We start from the raw sequence: 19,733 nt of genomic DNA on the forward strand, positions 1-19,733 counted from the left end.
GTCGCTGATCTGATTGAACGTGTAACCTGGTGGCTCAGCACAATGGCGTGAGCTCGCCCGCGCAAGACCGGCTTTTCAGCGTCCTATGCGTGTCCAACCGCGATTGCAGATCTTGGTTGGAAAGAGGGAGAGCCCCTGTCTGGGTTGACGTCTGAGCTGGCGGCCGCAGAGCTAACGCAACGTTAGGTTTAGGGCTAAACACGGGATTGCGGGCATTACTATAGGTACGTCAAAAACGATTCAACGCAACAACTGCTGAACCCGCGCCCTATCTGCAGCAAACCCGGCCTCAACTTGAACCCGCATCTCCTGATCATGCGCAATCTCAGCCTTTATATGGCTCTGGTTGTCACGCACGCTGCTCATCTGGTCGAGCAATGTCTGTGGTACCGGGCGGCCTGCACGTTCCTGATCCGCCGCTTGCCCTTGAAGGGTATTTTGCTGCGCGCTGAGGTTTTGCAGGTTGCCTTGCGCGACTGCGATCAGTGAGTCCAGTTCGGCCAGTTTGCGGGCCTTGGCGCGGTCGACGTCTTCGACGCTGCTGTATTGATGCAGCAGTTGCGCGTTGGCTTCGGCCTGAGCTTTGTCGGCATGTTGACGCTGGATCTCGGCCGCGGTGGGTGCCGGCGGTATGACTTGCAGCACCCGTCCGCGCTCGTTGAGCACCTGATAGCCTTTGCCGACGTACTCCGGCGGTACGCCCTGGCGGTCCAGAACGATTCCGCCTTTGTCGTCGACATAGCGATAGAACAGGATCGGCGCCTTCACCTCGGCAGCGTTCGCTGCCGCCAGGTTCATCGCCAACAACAACCCAACAACGCTCAGCTTGAGCATAGGCCCCGCTTCCTCAGATTCCGTATTGCGCCCGGTACGCTTCGACAGCAGGCAAGTGCTGCTTCAATTGAGGATCATCGGCCAGGAATTGCAGAACCTGAGTCAGGGAAACGATGCTGACGACCGGGATGCCGAAGTCGCGTTCGACTTCCTGTATCGCCGACAGCTCACCGTTGCCGCGTTCCTGACGGTTCAAGGCGATCAACACACCGGCCGCTTTTGCGCCCTGGGCATTAATGATCTGCATCACCTCCCGGATTGCCGTGCCGGCGGTGATCACGTCGTCGATGATCAACACATTACCGGCCAACGGCGCGCCGACCAGGCTGCCGCCTTCGCCGTGAGCCTTGGCTTCTTTGCGGTTGAAACACCAGGGTGTGTCGACCTGATGCTGTTCCGCCAACGCCACGGCGGTCGCGGCCGCCAGGGGAATACCCTTGTACGCTGGCCCGAACAGGACATCGAAGGAAATCCCGCTTTCAACCACGGCCGAAGCGTAGAAACGCCCCAGTTGCGCCAAGGCGGCACCGCTGTTGAACAGGCCGGCATTGAAGAAATATGGACTGGTCCGTCCAGATTTCAGAGTGAACTCACCGAAGCGCAAAACCCCACGCTCGATGGCAAAACGAATGAAATCGCGCTGATACGCATGCATGAAAAAAGCCCCGAATACCACGGATTTAGCTAATTAGGTAGAGCTCGGGTATCATACACGCACGTGATTTTTGGGGCCATTTATGCGGATCATCAGTGTGAACGTAAATGGCATTCAGGCCGCAGTCGAGCGTGGTTTGCTCAGTTGGCTGCAAGCTCAGAATGCCGACGTCATCTGTCTACAGGACACCCGCGCCTCCGCCTTTGAACTGGACGACCCAGCCTTCCAACTGGATGGCTACTTCCTTTATGCCTGCGATGCTGAAGTCCCTGCCCAAGGTGGTGTGGCGCTTTACTCGCGGTTGCAGCCAAAGGCGGTTATCAGTGGGCTGGGCTTTGAAACGGCCGACCGCTACGGGCGCTATCTGCAGGCAGATTTCGACAAGGTCAGTATTGCGACCTTGCTGCTTCCTTCGGGGATGAACGGCGATGAAGACTTGAACCAGAAGTTCAAGCTCATGGACGACTTTGCGCGTTACCTGGACAAGCAACGGCGTAAGCGTCGTGAATACATCTACTGCGGCTCGTTGTACGTGGCGCAGCAGAAGCTTGACATCAAGAACTGGCGCGACAGCCAGCAATCTCCGGGCTTCCTGGCGCCTGAACGTGCCTGGATGGACGAGATTGTCGGCAATATGGGCTATGTCGATGCCTTGCGTGAAGTCAGTCGCGAAGGTGACCAGTACAGCTGGTGGCCGGATAACGAACAGGCAGAGATGCTTAATCTCGGCTGGCGTTTCGACTATCAGTTGCTGACCCCGGGCCTGCGCCGCTTTGTACGCAGCGCGCGCCTGCCACGTCAGCCACGCTTCTCGCAGCACGCACCCTTGATCGTGGATTACGACTGGACGTTGACCATCTGACGTCCCGCCGCCCACAAAAAAGCCGACTTCGTGTCGGCTTTTTTGCATCTGTTGAGCCCTGTAGGAGTGGGCTTGCCCGCGATGTCGATGTACCTGACACGCCGCGTCAAGCTTATCGCTGGCAAGCCAGCTCCTACAAAATCCCGCGTTCTACTTGATCAACCGCCAGGTAAACGGATACCGGTAAACAATACCGTCATTGGCCTTGATCCCGGCAATGACCGTCAACGCCGCCGCGCCTACGCCGAGCGCGATCAGCAGCGGGAAGCCAATGATCACCACCATTAACAGCAGACAGATCATCGCCGCAATGCTCACGGTGATCTGGAAATTCAGCGCTTCCTTGCCTTGCTCATCAATGTACGGATCAGTCTCTTTCTTCGCCTGCCAGATCACCAGCGGCCCCAGCAGATTGCCGAATGGGAACACCAGACCGAAAAAAGCCGACAAGTGACAGAACATCGCCCACTGCCGAATATTGGCAGCAGGCGTCGGAAGCGGTGGCTGGCTGTCACTCATGAGGCTCTTCCTTAGCAAAGTCGATGACTGAAGCTATAGCAGAGATCAGTCAGCCAGTGCAGCCTGTTGCAGTTCGAACAGCTCGGTCATGCCTTTGTTGGCCAGGGCCAGCATCGCGTTCAGCTCTTCCGGCTGGAACGGCGCGCCTTCGGCTGTGCCCTGAACTTCAATGAAACCACCGGTGCTGGTCATGACTACGTTGAGGTCAGTCTCGGCGGCCGAATCTTCCAGGTAGTCGAGGTCGAGCACTGGCTCACCCTGATACATACCGACCGAAACAGCGGCAATCATCTGCTTCAACGGATCGCCGCCCTTGAGGCCGCCACGCTTTTTGATGACTTTCAGTGCGTCGACCAGCGCAACCATGGCGCCAGTAATGGAAGCTGTGCGGGTACCGCCGTCAGCCTGGATCACATCGCAATCGACGTACAGGGTGACGTCGCCCAGCTTGGACATGTCCAGCGCCGCCCGTAGCGAGCGGCCGATCAGACGCTGGATTTCCAGAGTGCGACCGCCTTGCTTGCCACGACTGGCTTCGCGCTGGTTGCGCTCGCCGGTGGCACGCGGCAGCATGCCGTACTCGGCCGTCAACCAGCCTTGGCCCTGACCTTTAAGGAAGCGCGGCACGCCGTTTTCGACGCTGACCGTGCAGATGACTTTGGTGTCACCGAACTCGACCAGTACAGACCCCTCGGCGTGTTTGGTGTAGTTGCGGGTGATGCGGATCGAGCGGAGCTGATCGGCAGCGCGACCACTTGGACGTTTCATTTGGGAATACCTGTACTGGGACTGAAATCTGCCGAGCATTATAGTGGTCACAACCCGGCCTGGGCACCTCTAAAAAGTTACCGGTCAGATCGAGCCCTGCTGACAGGCCTGGAATCGACCGCTGGCAGCACCTTGTTGCATCGCCGGATTGGGAGCATCCGCTGCACTGCGCTACAATCCTGCGCCTTCGCAGCCTGTCGGTCTTTAATAACATTCAGTAGCAGGGCAACTCATCGCCCACGGCAGTCTCACCCGTCTGAACCAAGAGGTATTTCCCATGGTGCACAGCATGACAGCCTTCGCCCGCGTCGAACGGGCGGGCACCCAGGGCACCCTGAGCTGGGAACTGCGCTCGGTCAACCACCGCTATCTTGAGCCGCACCTGCGACTGCCGGAATCTTTTCGCGATCTGGAAGGCGCCGTCCGCGAAGCGCTGCGTCAGGGTTTGTCGCGCGGCAAGGTTGAATGCACCTTGCGCTTCACCGAGGAAACCACCGGAAAGCCCCTGCAAGTCGACCGCGAGCGCGCTGCGCAATTGGTCGCGGCGGCGGAAATTGTTGCCAGCTTGATCAAACAGCCCGCACCGCTCAATCCGCTGGAAGTGCTGGCCTGGCCCGGCGTTCTGGTGGCCGACGCCAGCGACCCGCAAGCGCTGAACAACGATGCCCTGGCGCTGTTTAACGACGCGCTGGACGAGCTGAAAGCCGGTCGCGGCCGTGAAGGGGCCGATCTGGCCAAACTTCTAGACGAACGGTTGGTGTCGATCAATAGCGAAGTCGCCACCCTGCGCGTGCTCGTACCGCAAATGCTCGCGACCCAGCGTCAAAAGGTCCTGGATCGCTTTGCCGACATGAAGGCCGAACTGGATCCGCAACGCCTTGAACAGGAAATGGTGCTGCTCGCGCAAAAGAGCGACGTCGCCGAAGAACTGGACCGCTTGAGCACCCACGTCACTGAAGTCCGTCGCGTATTGAAGACCGGCGGCCAGGCTGGCCGACGTCTGGATTTCCTGATGCAGGAACTCAATCGCGAAGCCAATACATTGGGCTCTAAAGCCTTCGACCCGCGCAGCACCCAGGCTGCGGTCAACCTCAAGGTGTTGATCGAGCAGATGCGTGAACAAGTGCAGAATATTGAGTAAGGCAACGACATGACCCACAGCACCGGCACCCTGTACATCATCTCTGCACCCTCTGGCGCAGGCAAAACCAGCCTGGTCAAAGCGCTGATCGACGCCCAGCCGCAGATCCGCGTTTCGGTCTCGCACACCACGCGCGCCATGCGTCCTGGCGAAGTCAACGATGTGAATTACCACTTCGTCGACCGCGCCGAATTCGTGCGCATGATCGAGCACGGTGATTTCCTCGAACAGGCCGAAGTCTTCGGCAACCTGTACGGCACTTCGCAAAGCCGCCTGCAGCAAACCCTCGACGAAGGTCATGACCTGATTCTGGAAATCGACTGGCAAGGTGCCGAGCAGGTGCGCAAGTTGATGCCGCAAGCCCGTTCGATTTTCATCTTGCCGCCGACCCAGCAAGCACTGCGTCAGCGCCTGACCAACCGTGGCCAGGACAGCGACGACATCATCGAAGGCCGCATGCGTGAAGCCGTCAGCGAGATGAGTCATTACGTGGAGTACGACTACATTTTGATCAATGATGACTTCGCCACCGCGCTGGACGATTTGAAAGCAATTTTCCGCGCAAATCGTCTACGTCAACCGCACCAGCAAGAGCTGCATAGTGATCTGTTGACGCAATTACTGGCCTGATGCACCAGAATTCAGGGGACAAGCCACGCGCTAAATACCTACCGCTCGTGGCTTGAAGCTTGAAGCTTGGCGCTTGTAGCTTGTAGACTACCAAGTCCGCTCGCCCAACCGGGCATCGCGCATACTGCATTTGCTACGAGGAATACCCATGGCCCGCGTAACCGTTGAAGACTGCCTAGAACACGTGGACAACCGCTTTGAGCTGGTAATGCTCTCTACCAAGCGTGCCCGTCAACTGGCAACCGGCGGCAAAGAACCAAAGCTGGCGTGGGAAAACGACAAGCCTACCGTTATGGCGCTGCGGGAAATCGCCGCTGGCCTGATGGATTATGCTGTCATCGCCGAAGCCGAAATCGTTGAAGATGAACCATTGTTTGCAGCGTTTGAGGACGAGTCCAACGAGGCCGTCTAAGCCTATGCCTGGTCGACGTAGTACGGCGAAGGGTAAAAGTCATCGACAAGGAGAAATTCCTTGCCGAGCATAGACGCCCTCGCCGATCGCTTGTCGACCTACCTCGGCAAAGACCAGGTCAACCTGGTCCGCCGAGCGTACTTCTACGCCGAACAAGCCCACGATGGCCAACGCCGTCGCAGCGGCGAAGCCTACGTCACGCACCCTCTCGCGGTGGCGAACATCCTTGCCGACATGCATATGGACCATCAGAGCCTGATGGCGGCCATGCTGCATGACGTGATCGAAGACACCGGTATTGCCAAAGAAGCGCTCTGTGCGCAGTTCGGTGAAACCGTGGCCGAGCTGGTCGATGGTGTCAGCAAGCTGACCCAGATGAATTTCGAGACCAAGGCCGAAGCTCAAGCTGAAAACTTCCAGAAAATGGCCATGGCCATGGCCCGCGATATCCGCGTGATTCTGGTCAAGCTGGCCGACCGCCTGCACAACATGCGCACGCTGGAAGTGTTGTCCGGGGAGAAACGCCGACGCATTGCCAAGGAAACCCTGGAAATTTATGCACCCATCGCCAATCGGCTGGGCATGCACAGCATTCGTATTGAATTCGAAGACCTCGGCTTCAAGGCCATGTACCCGATGCGCTCGTCGCGAATTGGCCAGGCGGTCAAGCGTGCACGCGGCAATCGCAAGGAACTGGTCAACAAGATCGAAGAGTCACTGAGCCACTGCCTGGCGGTGGACGGTATCGAAGGCGAAGTCAGCGGCCGGCAGAAGCATCTGTATGGCATCTACAAGAAGATGCGCGGCAAACGCCGAGCCTTTAATGAAATCATGGACGTTTACGCGTTCCGCATCATCGTCGACAAGGTCGACACCTGCTATCGCGTGCTCGGTGCTGTGCATAATTTGTACAAACCGCTGCCCGGCCGGTTCAAGGATTACATCGCTATCCCCAAAGCCAACGGCTACCAGTCGTTGCACACCACGCTGTTCGGCATGCATGGCGTGCCCATCGAAATCCAGATCCGCACCCGCGAAATGGAAGAGATGGCCAACAACGGGATCGCTGCGCACTGGCTGTACAAATCCAGTGGCGACGAACAGCCGAAAGGCACCCACGCTCGCGCCCGTCAGTGGGTCAAAGGCGTGCTGGAAATGCAGCAACGCGCCGGCAACTCGCTGGAATTCATCGAGAGCGTGAAGATCGACCTGTTCCCGGACGAGGTCTACGTGTTCACGCCAAAAGGCCGAATCATGGAGCTGCCGAAAGGCTCCACGGCGGTCGACTTTGCTTATGCGGTGCACACTGACGTCGGCAACAGCTGCATCGCCTGTCGGATCAATCGTCGCCTGGCACCGCTCTCCGAGCCGTTGCAAAGTGGCTCGACGGTAGAAATCGTCAGTGCGCCGGGCGCCCGTCCGAATCCTGCCTGGCTGAATTTCGTGGTCACCGGCAAGGCCCGCACACATATTCGTCACGCCCTCAAGCTGCAACGCCGCTCCGAGTCCATCAGCCTCGGCGAACGCCTGCTGAACAAGGTGCTCAACGGTTTCGACAGCACGCTGGAGAAAATTCCTGCGGAGCGCGTGCAATTGATCCTCAACGAATACCGCGTCGAAGTTATCGAGGACCTGCTCGAAGACATCGGCCTGGGCAATCGCATGGCCTATGTCGTCGCTCGCCGCTTGCTGACCAGCGAAGCCGAGCAGCTGCCAAGCTCCGAAGGCCCGCTGGCGATTCGCGGCACCGAGGGCCTGGTGCTCAGTTATGCCAAGTGCTGCACACCGATCCCTGGCGACCCGATTGTCGGTCACCTGTCCGCAGGCAAGGGCATGGTTGTGCACCTGGACAACTGTCGCAACATCAGCGAACTGCGCCATAACCCGGAAAAATGCATCCAGCTGTCATGGGCCAAGGATGTCACCGGCGAATTCAATGTCGAGTTGCGTGTCGAGCTGGAACATCAGCGTGGCCTGATTGCCCTACTGGCCAGCAGCGTCAACGCCGCCGACGGCAACATCGAAAAAATCAGCATGGATGAACGCGATGGTCGCATCAGCGTGGTCCAGTTGGTGGTCAGCGTGCACGACCGCGTGCATCTGGCCCGCGTGATCAAGAAACTGCGTGCCTTGACCGGCGTGATCCGTATCACCCGCATGCGCGCGTAGCCAACTACTTCAACAGGAGTTCTTCATGACCAAGACCGTAATCACCAGCGACAAAGCACCTGCAGCCATCGGCACCTACTCGCAGGCGATCAAAGCTGGCAATACCGTCTACATGTCCGGGCAGATCCCGCTGGACCCGAAAACCATGGAACTGGTCGAGGGCATCGAAGCCCAGATCACCCAGGTCTTCGAAAACCTGACAGCCGTTGCCGAAGCCGCTGGCGGCTCGCTCAAAGACATCGTCAAACTGAACATCTTCCTGACTGATCTGGGACACTTCGCCAAGGTCAACGAGATCATGGGCAAATACTTCCAGCAGCCATACCCCGCTCGCGCGGCCATCGGCGTTGCAGCCTTGCCAAAAGGTTCGCAAGTCGAAATGGACGCTATCCTCGTCATCGAATAACTCTTTCCCGGCGGAGCCTGAACAGTTCCGCCCCTTCCCGTATAGGAACGACTGCTATGCGCGTTGCGCTTGCTCTCTCGCTGCTCGCCGCCTTGTTGAGCGGCTGCGCCAGCCATCCCCGTGACCCCGATGGCGTCTGGATCAACCAGGCCGCCATCGACGCTGCCGTAAAAGGTGGCAACCTGCGTCAGGCGCTGCTCGCCAATGGACCGAATCTGGAATGGCAGATCAATACCAAAGCCGGCCAGGCTTCGTTTTCCAACGGTTTTGAGCTGGGTGAAGGCAAGATCACCAGCGCGGCTGACGGCAAATACCATATCGAGTTTTACGGTCACTCCTTTGAAGAACTGAAGATCAAGGGCGATGACCTGACTCAGGCCGCCAGCGACTCAGGTCCGGAGCAACACTTCGTACAGCCTAAAGAGCCAAGCCCGGCAGGCGCACCTCCTGGCAGCAGCTTCGAAAAAGCGCTGTATACCGCTTATATGGGTGGTAAATGGAAGATCACCGACGGCGAAGGCGCAGGCAGTACCGTGCAATTCCATCCTGATGGCAGCGTCGATGGCTTGCCGGGCAACGACCGTTACGCACTGTGCCTGGCGGGTGATTGCGCCGCCATGAGCAGCGAGAACGACAGCCTGTGGCTGGAAAAGAACAAGCACGGCAACGCGTGGATCTTCATGCGCAAGGGCGACAAGCTGGAAATCCTCCAGGCGATGAATCAGGCTGGGGCCGACGACATGCCGGACCTGCATCCAGGTCCACGCAAGTGGCTGCTCGAGCGGGATTGATCCAAGCCGCGCAACACATTCTGTAGGAGCTAACTTGTTAGCGAGAGGCGGATGCGGTGCATCAGGTACTCCGCCTCGCGAACAAGTTCGCTCCTACATTGAATGAACCTCTTACTGCTCCGCTAGAACCGCCGCATACCCCTCGCGATAACTTAAATAACGCGGCACCCAGCCCAACGCCCGCGCCCTGGCGTTACTGCACCGCTTACTCCCCGTGCGACGCACGCTGGCTTCATCCGACCACTCGGTAACCCCCAGATATTCACGCAACCAGGCGACCACCTCAGCCAGTGGCGCTGGCGCGTCATCGACTCCCAGGTAGTAATCCTCCAGCGTAACCCCAAGCTCATCCGCCTGTAACAGACAGGCCAGGAGCCCGGCGGCATCGTCGGAATGTATCCGATTGGCGTAAAGCGGCGGCTCGGTCACTACGCGGTAACCCCGACGCACTTGGGTCAACAGCCATTCGCGACCCGGCCCATAGATGCCAGTCAAACGCACCACGCTGGCGGGAATGCCGCTGTGCAGCGCCAATTGCTCGGCCTCCAGCATCACCCGTCCGGAATAGCCCGTCGCTTCAGTTGGCGAGCTTTCATCGACCCACTCGCCGTTCTGCTGCCCGTAGACACTGCTGCTGGACACAAACAGCAAGCGTTTGGGCTTCTGGCCATGCTGTTCAAGCCAGCTCAAGACGTTGCGCAGGCCTTGAAGGTAGGCCATCCGATAGCCGGCTTCGTCGTGATCGCTCGCCGCGGCACTGTAAACCAGGTAATCAATCGCGGACGTTGGCCAGTCTTCAGGGCAATCGGCGTCGAACAAATCACCCGCCACACCGACAACACCGGCTGGCAGCCTCGAAACAGAGCGGCGTAATCCGTACACAGTCCAGTCGTCAATGAGCAGCTGACTGGCCAGCCGGCTTCCCACATCACCACAACCAGCGATCAAAACAGAGGGGGCGGGCATGTCTGAACTCCACAATAAACGCGCCGAAATGGCGGGGTAAAAGGCCAAAATCAGCCGTCAAAACTCGTCGAATAGTCGTAATCTAAATAAAAAAGATACTGTATTACTTTTGCTAACGAGAATTACTTGCAATAATGCCGGCTCGTTTGTTCTCCTCCCTAGCTCATGACTAGTTCGCAGTCGTAGAACGAAACCTCTTCTCCCTTCAGGTCCGGCCAGCATGACACGTATTCAATCCCCCGCCTCGCCAACCAAGATTGCCAGCCTGCCGCGCGCATGGCGTGGCATCGCCGCCCTGACGCTGAGCCTGTTGCTCGCCCCAGGCGCTTTCGCCACTGAGTCCGCGCCCCCTGCCGCACCGGCCGTTCACGCCGCGGCAACCAGCGTAGCCGACCCGGCTGCAAGCGAGCAGGACGCCAACGCGGCAGCCATCGACCACGCGATGGAAGCTTCCGTGACTCAGGCCAACGCCCTGAACATGAACAACGACCTGTCGCCATGGGGCATGTTTCAGCATGCCGACATCATTGTAAAACTGGTGTTGATCGGTCTGGCCATTGCGTCGGTCATCACTTGGACGATCTGGATCGCCAAAGGCTTCGAGCTGATGGGCGCCAAGCGTCGCCTGCGCAGCGAGATCGTCATCCTGAAAAAAGCCCGCACCCTAAGAGAAGCCAGCGACAGCGCGCCGAAAGAAGGCACGCTGGCCCACCTGCTGGTCCAAGACGCGCTTGAAGAAATGCGCCTCTCGGCCAATAGCCGCGAGCGTGAGGGTATCAAGGAGCGCGTGGCTTTCCGCCTGGAGCGTCTTGTCGCCGCCTGCGGTCGCAACATGAGCAACGGCACCGGCGTACTGGCAACCATCGGTTCTACCGCGCCCTTCGTCGGCCTGTTCGGTACCGTGTGGGGCATCATGAACAGCTTCATCGGCATCGCCAAAACCCAGACCACCAACCTCGCCGTCGTCGCCCCCGGCATTGCTGAAGCCCTACTGGCAACCGCACTGGGCCTGGTCGCGGCAATCCCGGCCGTGGTCATCTACAACGTTTTCGCACGCTCCATCACTGGCTACAAGGCACAGGTCGCCGACGCTTCGGCGCAAGTCCTGCTGCTGGTCAGCCGTGACCTCGACCACCTGCCGGCAGAACGTAGCCAGCCGCACGCGGTTAAAGTGGGTTAACGCATGGGCCTGCATCTGAACGAAAACGCCGGCGACGAGCTGGTCGAGAATCACGAAATCAACGTTACGCCGTTCATTGACGTGATGTTGGTGCTGCTGATCATCTTCATGGTCGCCGCACCGCTGGCGACGGTCGACATCAAAATCGACCTGCCCGCCTCCACCTCAAAGCCGGTACCGCGACCGGAAAAGCCGCTGTTCCTGAGCGTCAAGACCGACAAGAGTCTGTACCTGGGCGATGACAAAGTCAGCCGCGAGCAAATTGGACAGATTCTCGACGCCAAAACCCAAGGCAAGAAAGACACCACGATCTTCTTCCAGGCCGATAAAGGCGTGGACTACGCAGACCTGATGGACGTGATGAATGCCCTGCGCGGTGCTGGCTACCTGAAAGTTGGGTTGGTAGGTCTCGAGACGGTTGGTAAGAAATGATCACTTCGCGCCAAAAACTGACGCGCTATAGCGGCAGTCTGTTGTTGGTGCTCGCCGTGCATGCTGCCGCGATTCTGGTCGCGTTGCGCTGGTCGGCACCGCAGATCATTGAGTTGCCACCTTTGGCGATGATGGTCGAGCTGGCGCCCCTTCCGGAACCCGCGCCGCCACCGCCGCCAAGGGTCGTGCAAGCACCGCCGCCGCCGGCACCGGTCGAAGAAATGCCGTTGCCAAAGCTGGTCGAGGCGCCGAAACCGGTCATCGCCATTCCGAAACCGGAAAAGCCCAAGGTCAAGCCGCAACCGCCGCAGCCGGAGAAAAAGCCCGAGCTACCGAAGGAGAAACCTGTCGAGAGCAAGCCGGTGGATACGCCGCCTACTCCTGCGGAGCCAGTCAAATCCAGTGCGCCACCACAGACGTCGAGCCCGCCAACGGTGAGCAATGCGGTGCCTAACTGGCAAAGTGAATTGTTACGCCATCTGGCCAAGTACAAGCGCTATCCAGAGGATGCCCGGCGCCGAGGCATACAGGGTTCGGTCCGCTTGCGCTTTGTCGTGGACGCGGAGGGTAAAGTCTTGTCCTTCTCGCTTGCCAGCAATTCCGGGAACGCTTCATTGGATCGCGCCACACTGGAAATGATCAGCCGCGCACAGCCGCTGCCCAAACCTCCAGCCGAGTCGTTGACCAACGGCACGGTAGAACTGGTCGCGCCGTTCAATTATTCACTGGATAAACGCTAAATCGCGCTTTTGATTCATTTCCGCACCGTTGATAACGTGCGTCTATCGATGGCAGCCGCTATGCTGGGGCCGCAACTTCATGGACGCACGCTATGACCCTTACAGAATTGCGCTATATCGTTACGCTTGCCCAAGAGCAGCACTTCGGCCACGCGGCCGAGCGTTGCCATGTCAGCCAACCGACCCTCTCGGTAGGCGTGAAAAAGCTTGAAGATGAACTGGGTGTACTGATTTTCGAGCGCAGCAAAAGTGCCGTGCGCCTGACTCCGGTCGGCGAAGGCATCGTTGCCCAGGCGCAGAAAGTTCTGGAACAGGCGCAAGGTATTCGCGAGCTGGCCCAGGCCGGCAAGAATCAGCTGACAGCCCCGCTCAAGGTCGGTGCGATCTACACCGTCGGCCCTTACTTGTTCCCGCACCTGATTCCACAACTGCATCGGGTTGCCCCGCAAATGCCGTTGTACATCGAAGAAAACTTCACCCATGTACTGCGCGACAAACTGCGCAACGGTGAGTTGGACGCGATCATCATTGCGCTGCCGTTCAACGAAGCCGACGTGCTGACCCTGCCGCTCTATGACGAGCCGTTTTATGTGCTCATGCCAGCGGGCCATCCATGGACGCGCAAAGAGACCATCGACGCCGCCGCGCTGAACGACAAGAGCCTGCTGTTGCTCGGCGAAGGCCATTGCTTCCGCGATCAGGTCCTCGAAGCGTGCCCGACCCTGGTTAAAGGTGGCGAAGGTGCCAAGCACACCACTGTCGAATCCAGCTCGCTGGAAACCATTCGGCACATGGTTGCTTCCGGTCTGGGCATTTCGATTCTGCCGATGTCGGCAGTCGACAGTCATCACTACGCACCCGGTATCATTGAAGTACGGCCGATGAGCGCACCCGTGCCGTTCCGCACCGTGGCAATTGCCTGGCGTGCCAGCTTCCCTCGGCCAAAGGCGATCGAAATCCTCGCCGACTCCGTGCGCCTGTGCTCCGTGGCTCGTCCGAAAGCAGAAGTGAGCCAAGTCGCGACATGAGCGAGCTGTCCAAAGTCTCCGTCACGGCGCTGAAAGGCGTCGGTGCGGCCATGGCCGAAAAGCTGACCAAGGTCGGGTTGGAGAACCTGCAGGACGTTCTGTTTCATTTGCCTTTGCGCTATCAGGACCGCACGCGTGTAGTGCCGATCGGCGCGTTACGCCCCGGTCAGGACGCGGTGATCGAGGGCGTGGTCAGCGGCGCTGACGTGGTCATGGGCAAGCGCCGCAGTCTGGTGGTTCGCCTGGGCGACGGCACTGGCACGCTGAGCCTGCGTTTCTATCACTTCAGCAACGCGCAAAAAGAAGGGATGAAACGCGGTACTCATCTGCGCTGCTACGGCGAAGCCCGCCCCGGCGCGTCAGGATTGGAAATCTATCACCCGGAATACCGCGCCCTGACCGGGGACGAGCACTTCCCGGTCGAGCAGACCCTGACCCCTATCTACCCCACCACTGAAGGCCTGACTCAGCAGCGCTTGCGCCAGTTGAGCCAGCAAAGCCTGGCGATGCTTGGCCCCAAGAGCCTGCCGGACTGGCTGCCCGAAGAGTTGGCGCGCGATTACCAATTAGCCCCGCTGGACGAGGCCATACGCTATCTGCACCACCCACCGGCAGATGCCGATGTCGAAGAGTTGGCCCTCGGCCATCACTGGGCGCAGCACCGCCTGGCGTTCGAGGAACTGCTGACGCACCAGCTGTCGCAACAACGCCTGCGCGAGAGCCTGCGCTCGCAACGTGCGCCGTTGCTACCCAAGGCGACCAGGCTACCCGCGCAATTTCTCGCCAACCTCGGCTTTGCACCGACCGGCGCGCAACAACGCGTGGGCAATGAGGTCGCCTACGACCTCAGCCAGCCGGAACCCATGCTGCGCCTGATTCAGGGTGATGTGGGCTCGGGCAAGACCGTAGTCGCGGCGCTGGCGGCGTTGCAGGCCCTGGAAGCCGGGTATCAGGTTGCACTGATGGCGCCGACTGAAATCCTCGCCGAACAGCACTACGTCAACTTCAAGCGCTGGCTGGAACCGCTGGGCATTGAAACGGCGTGGCTGGCGGGCAAACTCAAGGGCAAGGCGCGAGTCGCCGCGCTTGAGCAGATCGCTACCGGCACACCCATGGTGGTCGGCACTCACGCGCTGTTCCAGGATGAAGTGCAGTTCAAGAACCTCGCTCTGGTGATCATCGACGAGCAACATCGCTTTGGCGTGCAACAGCGTCTGGCCCTACGCAAGAAAGGCATCGGCGGCCTGATGTGCCCGCACCAATTGATCATGACCGCGACGCCGATCCCGCGCACGCTGGCCATGAGCGCCTATGCCGACCTCGACACCTCGATCCTCGACGAACTGCCCCCAGGCCGGACGCCGGTCAACACCGTGCTGGTGGTCGATACTCGCCGCGTCGAGGTGATTGAACGCGTACGCGCAGCCTGCGCTGAAGGGCGACAGGCTTATTGGGTTTGCACGCTGATCGAAGAGTCCGAAGAGCTCACCTGTCAGGCAGCAGAGACTTCATTCGAAGACCTGAGCAGTGCGTTGGGTGAGTTGCGCGTGGGCTTGATTCACGGGCGCATGAAGCCGGCTGAAAAAGCCGCCGTCATGGCCGAGTTCAAACAGGGCGCATTGCAGTTGTTGGTGGCAACGACCGTGATCGAGGTTGGGGTCGACGTGCCCAATGCCAGCCTGATGATTATCGAGAACCCGGAACGTCTGGGTCTGGCGCAACTGCATCAATTAAGGGGGCGTGTGGGTCGGGGCAGCGCCGCAAGTCATTGCGTATTGCTCTATCATCCTCCCCTGTCGCAAATTGGTCGCCAGCGGTTGGGGATCATGCGCGAAACGAATGATGGTTTCATTATTGCGGAAAAAGATCTGGAATTGCGCGGGCCGGGAGAAATGCTCGGCACTCGGCAGACAGGTCTACTACAGTTCAAGGTCGCTGACCTAATGCGTGACGCAGACTTGTTACCGGCTGTTCGTGACGCCGCGCAAGCCTTGCTCGAACGCTGGCCGCATCATGTCAGCCCACTGCTGGAACGCTGGTTGCGGCATGGTCAGCAGTATGGACAAGTGTAAAGAGTGTCAGCCCACAACAACGCACAATAACTAAGCTGGTTATACTCCCTCGATTGTAGGAATCTGGATACACGCCATGACAGAAGTTGCTTTCGCCGATGCAACCCCACACACCCCGTCTGTCATCCGGTTATTGCTGGGCAAGTTAGCCGTCAGTTACCGAGAAGTCATGGATGACTCGAGCCTTTCAGCCTCTCGCAAAGTCCAGGGAATTCTGGTCGGCGACGCCATAGGCATGCTGATGGTGTTGTTTCCGCAGAACCATCTACTGGACCTCAACCGCCTCGCAGAGCTGACCGGTCGCCATTTGACTGCCGTTCCGCAAGAACGCATCAACCGCTTGCTGGGCCCTCACAACCAAAGCATCTTGCCGGGCCTGCCCGCACTGGTCGGCTCGCCCTGCCTGTACGAAGAGCGTCTGCTGCAAGAGCCAACACTGCTGATCAGCTCCGGCGAGCCGGGCCTGTTGCTGGAAGTGTCCAGCGAAGCCTTCAAAGGCATGGTCAGCAAGGCCAGCGCGGCAAACTTCGGTGAGCCGATCAGTTCGATCCGCCCGAACCTTGACCGCCCGGACGATGACCGCGAAGAAATCACCCAGGCAATGCACGCATTCACCGCGCGCCGTATCCAGCAGCGTCTGGAAGCCACGCTGGAGATTCCGCCGCTGGCGGAGACCGCGCAGAAAATCATCAAGCTGCGCGTCGACCCGGACGCCACGATCGACGACATTACCGGCGTGGTCGAGACCGATCCGGCACTGGCCGCTCAAGTCGTCAGCTGGGCGGCTTCGCCTTATTACGCCTCGCCTGGCAAGATTCGCTCGGTAGAAGATGCCATCGTGCGCGTGCTGGGCTTTGACCTGGTGATCAACCTGGCCCTGGGCCTGGCGCTGGGCAAGACCTTGAGCCTGCCGAAGGACCATCCACAGCACACCACGCCGTACTGGCAACAGTCGATTTATACCGCTGCGGTGATCGAAGGCCTGACTCGCGCCATGCCGCGTGCACAACGTCCGGAAGCCGGCCTGACCTACCTTGCCGGCCTGCTGCACAACTTCGGCTATCTGCTGCTGGCTCACGTGTTTCCACCGCACTTCTCGCTGATCTGCCGCCATCTGGAGGTCAACCCGCACCTGTGCCACAGCTATGTCGAACAGCACTTGCTGGGCATCAGCCGCGAACAGATCGGCGCCTGGCTGATGCGTTACTGGGATATGCCCGAAGAACTGGCGACCGCGCTGCGCTTCCAGCACGATCCATCCTACGCTGGCGCTCATTCCGAGTACGCCAACTTGGTGTGCCTGTCGGTGCGTTTGCTGCGCAAGAACAACATCGGTTCCGGCCCTGAAGAGGACATCCCGGACGAGCTGTACGAACGCCTGGGACTGAGCCGCGAAAAAGCTGAAGAGTCGGTGCAGAAGGTATTGGAGGCTGAAGTACTGCTGCGCGAACTGGCGTCGCAATTTACCCAGCAATAAAAACCTCGCAGGCACAAATCCACCGTAGGAGCTGCCGCAGGCTGCGATCAATCGCGAAGGCCGTTCCGGCCTTATCGCAGCCTTCGGCAGCTCCTACGGGACATGTGTATTGCCTGAAGACATAGCGCCTCCCACAGACTCAAGCCACCTTCTTCCTCGGCTTGAGGTACTTGGTCAACCCCTGGAACCAGATCACCAGACCCGGGTTGCCCTTGATCTGGATGTCCTTGTCCTGAATCCCCTGCATGAACGCCAACTGCTTGTTTTTGGCCTGCATCGTGGCGAATCCAAACGCCGCATCCTTGAACGTAATCGCGAATGCCGGCTCTGCAACCACGCCGGACTGACTGGCGATGCGCTGACCACTGACGATGAAGTGCCGCGCCACCTTGCCATCGAGCGTCTGCAGCTGGAAGGTCAGCTCTTTGCCGGACAATTGCTTTTGAAAGTCGGGATTGTTGCGACTGGCTTTGGCCATCAACAGGCCAAGCATCCACAGGAGAAAACGAAATTTCATGCACACGGCCTCATGGGGTGAGGTCGCAGTGTAGCGGTTCGGCTCGAAAGCACCGCAGCAAAATATCAGTGTATCGACGAATATCGCTACTTAGAGCGGATTGTTCGACAATTTTAGCTCTAGAATCTTGTTTGCTTCAGGCAAAAAAAATGAGCACTCGATTTAGTCGGCGTGCCCATTTTTTGCTGCTATTCGCCTCCCGCTAAGGCGTCCTGCAGATTAAGGATTAACGCTGTCTTTCAAGAATTTGCCAGGCTTGAACGCAACAGTGTTGCTGGCCTTGATTTTGACTGGCTCACCGGTTTGCGGGTTTTTCCCGGTACGGGCCCCACGGTGGCGCTGCAAAAAGGTGCCGAAGCCGACGAGGGTAACGCTGTCCTTACGGTGCAGAGCGCCAGTGATCTCTTCAAGAACGGCGTTAAGTACGCGGTTGGCCTGTTCTTTGGTGAGATCTGCTTTTTCAGCAATAGCGGCTGCGAGTTCTGGTTTACGCATATGAAGCCTCTTTGACGGTTTTTTGTTGTTATGTCCGTGCCGTTCTTCCCGAACAGCGACCAAAGTGCCGCAACAGCTCTACATTGCGGCAGACGGGAATGAGGATGGCATGCTGTTGGGGCCTGCGCCACCCTAAGCACGACGTTTATCGAGACAAAAACGAGGCTTATCCGACAGAACGACCAGTATTTATGCCAATAGGGGCGGAAGCGCTTTGTTTAGGGTCAGTTTTTCCATAACCGCAGTGCCGGTCAGCGCATATCCGAGCAGCTTTCCACTGGCATCGTGACACAGCGCCTTGATGTCTGCGCCCTGCCCCTCCACGGTCCAGGCGCCCTCCAGGCCGCGCGGCGGAGGCGATACCACCAACGGGCACACCGGGGTTTTTACGGTCACCGGCATCGGCCCGTATGTCACGGCAGTCGAATTGCCCGCCAGGGTCTGCGCCAAGGCTCGAGCGCAGCTCATCAGTGGCATCACATACAGCAGGTTCAGGCCATCTACCTCGGCACAGTCGCCCAAGGCGTAGATATTGGCGTGGGAGGTCTTCAACTGGCGATCGACCATAATCCCGCGCCCGGTCTGTAAACCGGCAGCCGCAGCCAGGTCCACGCGTGGGCGCAGGCCAATGGCCGATACCACCACGTCGCACGCCAGCACCTCACCGTCGGACAGATGCGCTACAAGCCCACCCTCGACCCGCTGCAAGCGCGTCAGCACCGGCCCCAGGTGGAAACGCGCGCCCAAGCTTTCCAGCCCCGCCTGAACAGCTGCAGCGGCGGCAGGGTGCAACAAGGTCGGCATGACCTGTTCGCAGGGTGCTACCAAATCAACTTCGTAACCGCCCAGGATCAGGTCGTTGGCGAATTCGCAGCCGATCAGGCCGGCGCCCAGCAACAGCACCCGATGTTTACCGGCGGCAGCGGCTCGAAAACGCGCGTAATCCTCCAGATCGTTGATCGGGAAGATCGCATCACCGGCGTCGCCTTCTACCGGTACACGCACGGTTTCCGCGCCCCAGGCGAGAATCAGGTCGCGGTAATACACGGCCTCCTCGCCAAGCCACAAGCGCTTATGGCCCGGGTCGATGCCGCTGACGCGGGTATGGGTGCGAATCTCGGCCTTCAGCGTTTCAGCCATGGCACCGGGCTCAGCCATACTCAGGCCGTCGGCTTCCTTGTTTTTGCCGAAGCCCGTGGAAAGCATCGGCTTGGAATAGGAACGGCCGTCATCCGCAGTGATCAGCAACAGAGGCGTTTCGCCGTCCAGCTTGCGAAATTCCCGGGCCAGGTTATAGCCCGCCAGGCCTGTGCCAACGATCACGACAGGTGCGTTCATTCAGTACTCCATAGGTAGCAAAAACAGGTAAAAAAGCTTGATCAGCCGATTTCGATCATCTCGAAATCCATTTTGCCCACGCCGCAGTCCGGGCACAGCCAGTCTGCAGGTACATCTTCCCAACGGGTGCCCGGAGCGATGTCATCGTCCGGCCAGCCCATGGCTTCGTCGTAGATCAAGCCACAGACAATGCATTGCCACTTCTTCATCGGTAAATACTCTCGGTTCTCAGGCTTATGGCACTGGCGGTCGATGGGTCATGCGATTGCCGCCAGGCTCAGCGCGTTTTGTACTGATCAGC

22 protein-coding genes are annotated in these 19,733 nt (G+C 59.1%); 13 read left to right on the forward strand and 9 right to left on the reverse strand.

The window, feature by feature from the left end; all coding sequences use genetic code 11:
* Positions 1-240 precede the first annotated feature (240 nt).
* Together ACF0H7_RS31120 and pyrE are read right to left on the reverse strand one after the other, a co-directional pair.
* The gene (locus ACF0H7_RS31120) at positions 241-834 is read right to left on the reverse strand and encodes a DUF4124 domain-containing protein (RefSeq protein ID WP_397450609.1); all 594 of its coding nucleotides are present in this window, start codon (positions 832-834) and stop codon (positions 241-243) included.
* Between the two features lie 13 nt (positions 835-847).
* Positions 848-1,489: an orotate phosphoribosyltransferase gene (gene pyrE, locus ACF0H7_RS31125; protein WP_397450610.1), complete on the reverse strand. Its 642-nt coding sequence runs from the start codon at positions 1,487-1,489 to the stop codon at positions 848-850.
* Positions 1,490-1,571: 82 nt separating this feature from the next.
* Here pyrE and ACF0H7_RS31130 point away from each other — a divergent pair, with 82 nt between their 5' ends.
* The gene (locus ACF0H7_RS31130; protein ID WP_029289816.1) at positions 1,572-2,351 is read left to right on the forward strand and encodes an exodeoxyribonuclease III; all 780 of its coding nucleotides are present in this window, start codon (positions 1,572-1,574) and stop codon (positions 2,349-2,351) included.
* Positions 2,352-2,501: 150 nt separating this feature from the next.
* Here the strand turns inward: ACF0H7_RS31130 and ACF0H7_RS31135 are convergent, their stop codons facing one another.
* Positions 2,502-2,870 carry a DUF4870 domain-containing protein gene (locus tag ACF0H7_RS31135; RefSeq protein WP_397450611.1) on the reverse strand — a complete coding sequence of 123 codons (369 nt, stop codon included), beginning with the start codon at positions 2,868-2,870 and terminating at the stop codon, positions 2,502-2,504.
* Between the two features lie 45 nt (positions 2,871-2,915).
* Positions 2,916-3,638: a ribonuclease PH gene (gene rph, locus ACF0H7_RS31140; protein WP_397450612.1), complete on the reverse strand. Its 723-nt coding sequence runs from the start codon at positions 3,636-3,638 to the stop codon at positions 2,916-2,918.
* Positions 3,639-3,915: 277 nt separating this feature from the next.
* Between rph and ACF0H7_RS31145 the strand changes: the two genes are divergently transcribed.
* The 6 genes from ACF0H7_RS31145 to ACF0H7_RS31170 all read left to right on the forward strand — a co-directional run bounded on the left by ACF0H7_RS31145 (position 3,916) and on the right by ACF0H7_RS31170 (position 9,187).
* Positions 3,916-4,779, forward strand: a complete 864-nt coding sequence (locus ACF0H7_RS31145) for a YicC/YloC family endoribonuclease (RefSeq protein ID WP_397450613.1) — start codon at positions 3,916-3,918, stop codon at positions 4,777-4,779.
* Between the two features lie 9 nt (positions 4,780-4,788).
* Entirely contained in the window at positions 4,789-5,409 is a 621-nt protein-coding gene (gmk, locus tag ACF0H7_RS31150) for a guanylate kinase (RefSeq protein ID WP_397450614.1), read from the forward strand.
* A gap of 148 nt (positions 5,410-5,557) precedes the next feature.
* A complete protein-coding gene (gene rpoZ / locus ACF0H7_RS31155; RefSeq protein ID WP_002551500.1) occupies positions 5,558-5,821 on the forward strand; it encodes a DNA-directed RNA polymerase subunit omega in 264 nt (87 codons plus the stop codon).
* 60 nt (positions 5,822-5,881) lie between these two features.
* Positions 5,882-7,990, forward strand: coding sequence for a bifunctional GTP diphosphokinase/guanosine-3',5'-bis pyrophosphate 3'-pyrophosphohydrolase (gene spoT, locus ACF0H7_RS31160; RefSeq protein ID WP_397450615.1), 2,109 nt, complete (start codon positions 5,882-5,884; stop codon positions 7,988-7,990).
* A gap of 25 nt (positions 7,991-8,015) precedes the next feature.
* The gene (locus tag ACF0H7_RS31165) at positions 8,016-8,396 is read left to right on the forward strand and encodes a RidA family protein (RefSeq protein WP_397450616.1); all 381 of its coding nucleotides are present in this window, start codon (positions 8,016-8,018) and stop codon (positions 8,394-8,396) included.
* A gap of 56 nt (positions 8,397-8,452) precedes the next feature.
* Positions 8,453-9,187 (forward strand): hypothetical protein, encoded by a 735-nt coding sequence (locus ACF0H7_RS31170; RefSeq protein WP_397450617.1) that lies wholly within the window; start codon positions 8,453-8,455, stop codon positions 9,185-9,187.
* Positions 9,188-9,298: 111 nt separating this feature from the next.
* On the opposite strand, the gene ACF0H7_RS31175 is transcribed toward ACF0H7_RS31170, so the two are convergent.
* Complete coding sequence (locus tag ACF0H7_RS31175) at positions 9,299-10,153, reverse strand: SDR family oxidoreductase (RefSeq protein ID WP_397450618.1); 855 nt, start codon at positions 10,151-10,153, stop codon at positions 9,299-9,301.
* Between the two features lie 220 nt (positions 10,154-10,373).
* Here ACF0H7_RS31175 and exbB point away from each other — a divergent pair, with 220 nt between their 5' ends.
* The 6 genes from exbB to ACF0H7_RS31205 all read left to right on the forward strand — a co-directional run bounded on the left by exbB (position 10,374) and on the right by ACF0H7_RS31205 (position 17,082).
* A complete protein-coding gene (gene exbB, locus ACF0H7_RS31180; RefSeq protein ID WP_397450619.1) occupies positions 10,374-11,333 on the forward strand; it encodes a tonB-system energizer ExbB in 960 nt (319 codons plus the stop codon).
* Positions 11,334-11,336: 3 nt separating this feature from the next.
* Entirely contained in the window at positions 11,337-11,765 is a 429-nt protein-coding gene (exbD, locus tag ACF0H7_RS31185; protein ID WP_397450620.1) for a TonB system transport protein ExbD, read from the forward strand.
* The gene (locus ACF0H7_RS31190; protein ID WP_397450621.1) at positions 11,762-12,505 is read left to right on the forward strand and encodes a TonB family protein; all 744 of its coding nucleotides are present in this window, start codon (positions 11,762-11,764) and stop codon (positions 12,503-12,505) included. Before exbD ends, ACF0H7_RS31190 begins: the two co-directional genes overlap by 4 nt.
* A gap of 92 nt (positions 12,506-12,597) precedes the next feature.
* Positions 12,598-13,533 carry a hydrogen peroxide-inducible genes activator gene (locus ACF0H7_RS31195; protein ID WP_397450622.1) on the forward strand — a complete coding sequence of 312 codons (936 nt, stop codon included), beginning with the start codon at positions 12,598-12,600 and terminating at the stop codon, positions 13,531-13,533.
* The gene (gene recG / locus ACF0H7_RS31200; RefSeq protein ID WP_397450623.1) at positions 13,530-15,605 is read left to right on the forward strand and encodes an ATP-dependent DNA helicase RecG; all 2,076 of its coding nucleotides are present in this window, start codon (positions 13,530-13,532) and stop codon (positions 15,603-15,605) included. Before ACF0H7_RS31195 ends, recG begins: the two co-directional genes overlap by 4 nt.
* Before the next feature lie 76 nt (positions 15,606-15,681).
* Positions 15,682-17,082 carry an aminoacyl-tRNA deacylase and HDOD domain-containing protein gene (locus ACF0H7_RS31205; RefSeq protein WP_397450624.1) on the forward strand — a complete coding sequence of 467 codons (1,401 nt, stop codon included), beginning with the start codon at positions 15,682-15,684 and terminating at the stop codon, positions 17,080-17,082.
* Positions 17,083-17,221: 139 nt separating this feature from the next.
* Here ACF0H7_RS31205 and ACF0H7_RS31210 read toward each other — a convergent pair whose 3' ends face one another.
* The 4 genes from ACF0H7_RS31210 to ACF0H7_RS31225 form a co-directional block, all read right to left on the reverse strand.
* Positions 17,222-17,599, reverse strand: a complete 378-nt coding sequence (locus ACF0H7_RS31210; RefSeq protein WP_397450625.1) for an SCP2 sterol-binding domain-containing protein — start codon at positions 17,597-17,599, stop codon at positions 17,222-17,224.
* Between the two features lie 219 nt (positions 17,600-17,818).
* Positions 17,819-18,094, reverse strand: coding sequence for an HU family DNA-binding protein (locus ACF0H7_RS31215; RefSeq protein WP_003177201.1), 276 nt, complete (start codon positions 18,092-18,094; stop codon positions 17,819-17,821).
* Between the two features lie 189 nt (positions 18,095-18,283).
* On the reverse strand, positions 18,284-19,432 hold the full coding sequence (locus tag ACF0H7_RS31220; RefSeq protein ID WP_397450626.1) for an NAD(P)/FAD-dependent oxidoreductase: 1,149 nt from the start codon (positions 19,430-19,432) through the stop codon (positions 18,284-18,286).
* 41 nt (positions 19,433-19,473) lie between these two features.
* The gene (locus ACF0H7_RS31225) at positions 19,474-19,641 is read right to left on the reverse strand and encodes a rubredoxin (RefSeq protein WP_397450627.1); all 168 of its coding nucleotides are present in this window, start codon (positions 19,639-19,641) and stop codon (positions 19,474-19,476) included.
* Positions 19,642-19,733: the final 92 nt, after the last annotated feature.

Origin of the sequence: Pseudomonas sp. NA-150 (genome assembly GCF_044336365.1) — a bacterium.
GTDB lineage: Bacteria > Pseudomonadota > Gammaproteobacteria > Pseudomonadales > Pseudomonadaceae > Aquipseudomonas.

Bases quoted from the DNA above. Each gene is read 5' to 3' on its own strand.
- ACF0H7_RS31120 (WP_397450609.1), bottom strand. From the start codon at position 834: ATGCTCAAGCTGAGCGTTGTTGGGTTGTTGTTGGCGATGAACCTGGCG.
- pyrE (WP_397450610.1), bottom strand. From the start codon at position 1,489: ATGCATGCGTATCAGCGCGATTTCATTCGTTTTGCCATCGAGCGTGGG.
- ACF0H7_RS31130 (WP_029289816.1), top strand. From the start codon at position 1,572: ATGCGGATCATCAGTGTGAACGTAAATGGCATTCAGGCCGCAGTCGAG.
- ACF0H7_RS31135 (WP_397450611.1), bottom strand. From the start codon at position 2,870: ATGAGTGACAGCCAGCCACCGCTTCCGACGCCTGCTGCCAATATTCGG.
- rph (WP_397450612.1), bottom strand. From the start codon at position 3,638: ATGAAACGTCCAAGTGGTCGCGCTGCCGATCAGCTCCGCTCGATCCGC.
- ACF0H7_RS31145 (WP_397450613.1), top strand. From the start codon at position 3,916: ATGGTGCACAGCATGACAGCCTTCGCCCGCGTCGAACGGGCGGGCACC.
- gmk (WP_397450614.1), top strand. From the start codon at position 4,789: ATGACCCACAGCACCGGCACCCTGTACATCATCTCTGCACCCTCTGGC.
- rpoZ (WP_002551500.1), top strand. From the start codon at position 5,558: ATGGCCCGCGTAACCGTTGAAGACTGCCTAGAACACGTGGACAACCGC.
- ACF0H7_RS31165 (WP_397450616.1), top strand. From the start codon at position 8,016: ATGACCAAGACCGTAATCACCAGCGACAAAGCACCTGCAGCCATCGGC.
- ACF0H7_RS31170 (WP_397450617.1), top strand. From the start codon at position 8,453: ATGCGCGTTGCGCTTGCTCTCTCGCTGCTCGCCGCCTTGTTGAGCGGC.
- ACF0H7_RS31175 (WP_397450618.1), bottom strand. From the start codon at position 10,153: ATGCCCGCCCCCTCTGTTTTGATCGCTGGTTGTGGTGATGTGGGAAGC.
- exbB (WP_397450619.1), top strand. From the start codon at position 10,374: ATGACACGTATTCAATCCCCCGCCTCGCCAACCAAGATTGCCAGCCTG.
- exbD (WP_397450620.1), top strand. From the start codon at position 11,337: ATGGGCCTGCATCTGAACGAAAACGCCGGCGACGAGCTGGTCGAGAAT.
- ACF0H7_RS31190 (WP_397450621.1), top strand. From the start codon at position 11,762: ATGATCACTTCGCGCCAAAAACTGACGCGCTATAGCGGCAGTCTGTTG.
- ACF0H7_RS31195 (WP_397450622.1), top strand. From the start codon at position 12,598: ATGACCCTTACAGAATTGCGCTATATCGTTACGCTTGCCCAAGAGCAG.
- recG (WP_397450623.1), top strand. From the start codon at position 13,530: ATGAGCGAGCTGTCCAAAGTCTCCGTCACGGCGCTGAAAGGCGTCGGT.
- ACF0H7_RS31205 (WP_397450624.1), top strand. From the start codon at position 15,682: ATGACAGAAGTTGCTTTCGCCGATGCAACCCCACACACCCCGTCTGTC.
- ACF0H7_RS31210 (WP_397450625.1), bottom strand. From the start codon at position 17,599: ATGAAATTTCGTTTTCTCCTGTGGATGCTTGGCCTGTTGATGGCCAAA.
- ACF0H7_RS31215 (WP_003177201.1), bottom strand. From the start codon at position 18,094: ATGCGTAAACCAGAACTCGCAGCCGCTATTGCTGAAAAAGCAGATCTC.
- ACF0H7_RS31220 (WP_397450626.1), bottom strand. From the start codon at position 19,432: ATGAACGCACCTGTCGTGATCGTTGGCACAGGCCTGGCGGGCTATAAC.
- ACF0H7_RS31225 (WP_397450627.1), bottom strand. From the start codon at position 19,641: ATGAAGAAGTGGCAATGCATTGTCTGTGGCTTGATCTACGACGAAGCC.